Annotated in this window: 2 protein-coding genes and 1 pseudogene; all 3 read left to right on the top strand. The window is 61.0% G+C overall.

Going from position 1 to position 3,522, the window contains the following annotated elements; genetic code table 11:
• The coding region (locus tag RMO25_RS09185; RefSeq protein ID WP_309662303.1) for a TonB-dependent receptor at nt 1-2,320 on the top strand (2,320 nt) is incomplete at its 5' end.
• 98 nt (nt 2,321-2,418) lie between these two features.
• Nucleotides 2,419-3,207, top strand: coding sequence for a hypothetical protein (locus RMO25_RS09180; RefSeq protein WP_309662302.1), 789 nt, complete (start codon nt 2,419-2,421; stop codon nt 3,205-3,207).
• Nucleotides 3,200-3,522 (top strand): annotated as a pseudogene (locus RMO25_RS09175) (hypothetical protein); the annotation flags it as partial. The gene RMO25_RS09180 and the pseudogene RMO25_RS09175, both read left to right, overlap by 8 nt.

The raw sequence follows: 3,522 nt of genomic DNA, 5'->3' as shown, positions 1-3,522 counted from the left end.
CAATTTACCCGATTTCCCATCGGTCGTCCTGCTGCAGCCCGATTACGGCAACAATCTCGGCCAGTATATTCCCGGTGTACCCGCGCCTGGCGGCGGGCCGAACGAGCTGCTCGCGCCTCCCGGGTACTTCCCGGTCAGCCTCAATGGCAATGCGATGTCGAACGCACTGACCAACCTCTATCATCAGTTCGAAGGAAAATCGTCGGTCATCCCGAAGACCGAGCGCTACACGGCCTATGCCGAAGGTTCGTACGAGATCACCAACAATATCGAGCTGTACGGCGAGTTCCTGTACAACAACCGCAAGACCTTCACCGACAGCTTCGTGCAGATCTACAATTTCGGCTATGCCGCCGAGGCTCCGTTTGTCGGAGATCCCTTCCCCGGATTCTACAATCCGAACGGACCGTCCTGTTCCACCGACCCAGAGACGGACGAGGAGACCTGCTTCGGGATTCTACTCAGTCCAACCGGAATCGCCGACACTTTCGATAACAAAATCGACGTCAATTATTATCGGGCCGTCGCCGGCGTGAAGGGCAAGATTGGCAGCAACTGGACCTGGGATGCCTACGGCCAGTTCAGCCACAATCTCGGCAAATATACCTACAACCAGATTCTCAGGGATTCGATTACTTCGCAGAACTTCAAATATGGCCCCTGCGCCGGCACTTTCACGCCGGTCGCGCACAAGGCCTGCCTCGACATCAACTGGGTCGACCCCAACTTTCTGGCCGGCAATCTGACCCCCGAGCAGACCGACTTCCTGTTCGGAACCGAAACCGGCAAGACCAAATACGACCAGCATTACCTCGAGGCATCGACCACCGGCGACCTGTTCACGCTTCCCGCCGGTCCGGTCGGGGTCGCCGTCGGCGCAGCTTGGCGGCGAGATGAAATCGACGACCAGCCGGGCAACATCACGATGGCACCGAATCCATCCTTTGACCCCTCGATCCCGGCCGGTGATTCGCGATGCGCGAAAAAAAGCAAGCCGTGCGACGAGTTCATTGACAATGGTTACGCCAATCCAGTGTCATCGGGTCACACGTTTGGCCATAGCGTCACCACGGAAGCGTTCGGCGAAGTCAACATCCCGATCTTGCGCAATGCGCCGTTCGCCAAGAGCTTCGAACTATCGGGCGCCGCTCGCATTACCAACGTCAAGGCAGTTCGCGGCTCGGACGGCTTCTCGTCGAGCAGCAAGGGCAACTGGACCTACAAGGTCATGGGCAATTGGCAGGTCACGGATTGGGTGCGCCTGCGCTCAACCTATGGCACGTCCTATCGTGCTCCCGCATTGTTCGAGCAATTCCTCGCCAATCAAGTGTCCGGTGCGTTCCAGAACGACATCGACCCGTGCGTCAACGTAACGGATGGGCTGGCAAACGGGACGATCACGCAGCGCCAATTTGATAATTGCAACGCGGACATTGGAATCGCCCCTCATAGTGGCGCCGGTATCCAGGCATCGGTGTTCAACTCGGGAGGCATCGGCAAGCTCAAGCCCGAAACGTCGAAGGCCCTGACCGCGAGCATCATCCTGACGCCGCGGTTCGCCGCCCTGCCCAACACCAGCCTTGCGCTCACCATCGACTATTTCGACATCAAGGTGCTCGGCGAGATTACTCAGCTCGGGGCAAAGAACATCCTCTACGGCTGCTACAATTCGCTCGACTTCCCCACCGACCCGCTCTGCGCCCTGTTCGTACGGGGGCAAGAAGGCGACCCGCGGAACGTCAAGAACGTCTTCGACCAGTTCATCAACATCAATCGCCAGCATAACCGCGGCCTCGACTTCACCTTGCGTGTGAAGCAGGGCCTGGGCGGCTTCGGCAGCTTCTCGCTGCTTGGCAATGCGACCTATCAGCTGAAGGACGATATCACCCTGTTCGGTGGCACGATCGACAATCTCAACGGAGAGATTGGCGATCCGAAGCTCGTGGCGGACGTGAACCTGACTCTGGATCACAAGGATACGTCGTTCTTCTGGGGCATCGACTACATCGGCAAGTCGTCGAACGCCAAGCAGATCATCCAGGACAATGGCGGACTGTGCAATACAAGCGCGGGTACGGCGGCAGTCTTCGGCGACTACTGCTACAAGGTGAACACCAAGGCGAAATTCTACCACAGCGCCTCGGTTACCCAGAAGGTCACGCGCAGGTTTGAATTGACCCTTGGCGTGGCGAACCTGTTCGACGCGAAGCCGCCGCGGATCTCAACGCCCGCGGTCCAGTCGATCGGTCAAGCCCCTGCGGTATCGCAATATGATTGGCTGGGCCGCAGGTTCTTCGTCGCGGTCAAGACCAAGCTCTAGTCGAGGCCAGTCCGTACAAAGCGGGGCGGCGGGGCGATTCCTCGCCGCCCTTTTTGTGGCGCTGGCAAGCTGTCGGCCGAGCCGCTAGGAAATGGCCGATGCAGCGCGTGAACCTCAAACCCGATACGCTCGACCAGGAAAACCGGCGATTCGCGCAGGCTCCGCTGCGGGCGCCGGTGTTTCTCAACAGCGTGCCCAAGGCCGGGTCGCATCTCCTGCGCAACATCGTCCGGATGTTCGTTCCCGTCGCCCAGCAATATCAGCGGCAGTTCATCCAGTACGCGAACCTCGAGGAGCATGGGGACGCGTTCAACACCGACTTGCCGATGCTGAGCTGGGGGCACCTGCCCTTCTCGGACTCGTCGGCTGTCGAGCTGACCGGGGTCCGCAAGATCCTGCTGGTGCGCGATCCCTATAGCTGGGTGATCGCCCGGGCGCGGTTCTTTGTGTCGGACGAATTCGACGGCAATCTCGACCTGCTGAAGGAGGGCAAGCTTAGCGTCGATGAACTGATGAACCTGATGATCTTCGGCATGTACCAGCGCGCGCCCAGCCTCAACGAGATATTCGCGCACAACGCGCTCGCCTGGCTCGGCACCGGCGTTCACCTGCTGCGCTACGAAGACATTGTCCGTCACCTTCGATCCCTGGAAAGCGCCGACGCCGAGGCCTATTTCCGGGCGCTGTTCGACGCCTGCGGGATCGCTTTGCCGGATGATTGGCGCGAGCGCGTTCAGGTTGGCAGCGACCCCAGGCAGAGCGGCACGGCGCGGGAAAATCTGTCGTCCCGGCAGGAGCTCGAATTTCCCGCTGAGCTTCCGGAAATCCAGCGCCGGCTGGTCGAATTCGTCGCGCCCGGGCTGCGCTCGTTGCTCGGCTATGCCTGACAAGTTCGCGGTCCGCGGAGGGACGCTGGAACAGGGCCTGGCGAACGGGCGCAAGCTCCTCGAACAGCATCCCGAGACTGCGCTCGCGCAGGCCCGAACCTTGCTCAAGCTGGGCCCCGACCCAAGAGTGCTGAGGCTGGCCGCCGCGGCGCATCGCAAACTCGGCGAGTCGACCGAGGCCGAGGCCGCCGAACTGGCCGCGATCCAGCAAAGCCTGCCGATCCCTCGCCTCAAGGCGGCGGCGCAGGCCGAGCATGAGGGCCGCAGCGGCGAAGCGAGCGCCCTTGCCGCGCAGCAACTCCGGCAGGAACCGGA

It is taken from the genome of Sphingomonas sp. (assembly GCF_031361285.1).
In the GTDB taxonomy this organism is placed as follows: domain Bacteria; phylum Pseudomonadota; class Alphaproteobacteria; order Sphingomonadales; family Sphingomonadaceae; genus Sphingomicrobium.
This window is presented reverse-complemented; position numbering and strand designations above follow the sequence as displayed.

Coding starts and splice junctions, on each gene's coding strand:
- RMO25_RS09180 (WP_309662302.1), top strand. CDS start 2,419: ATGCAGCGCGTGAACCTCAAACCCGATACGCTCGACCAGGAAAACCGG.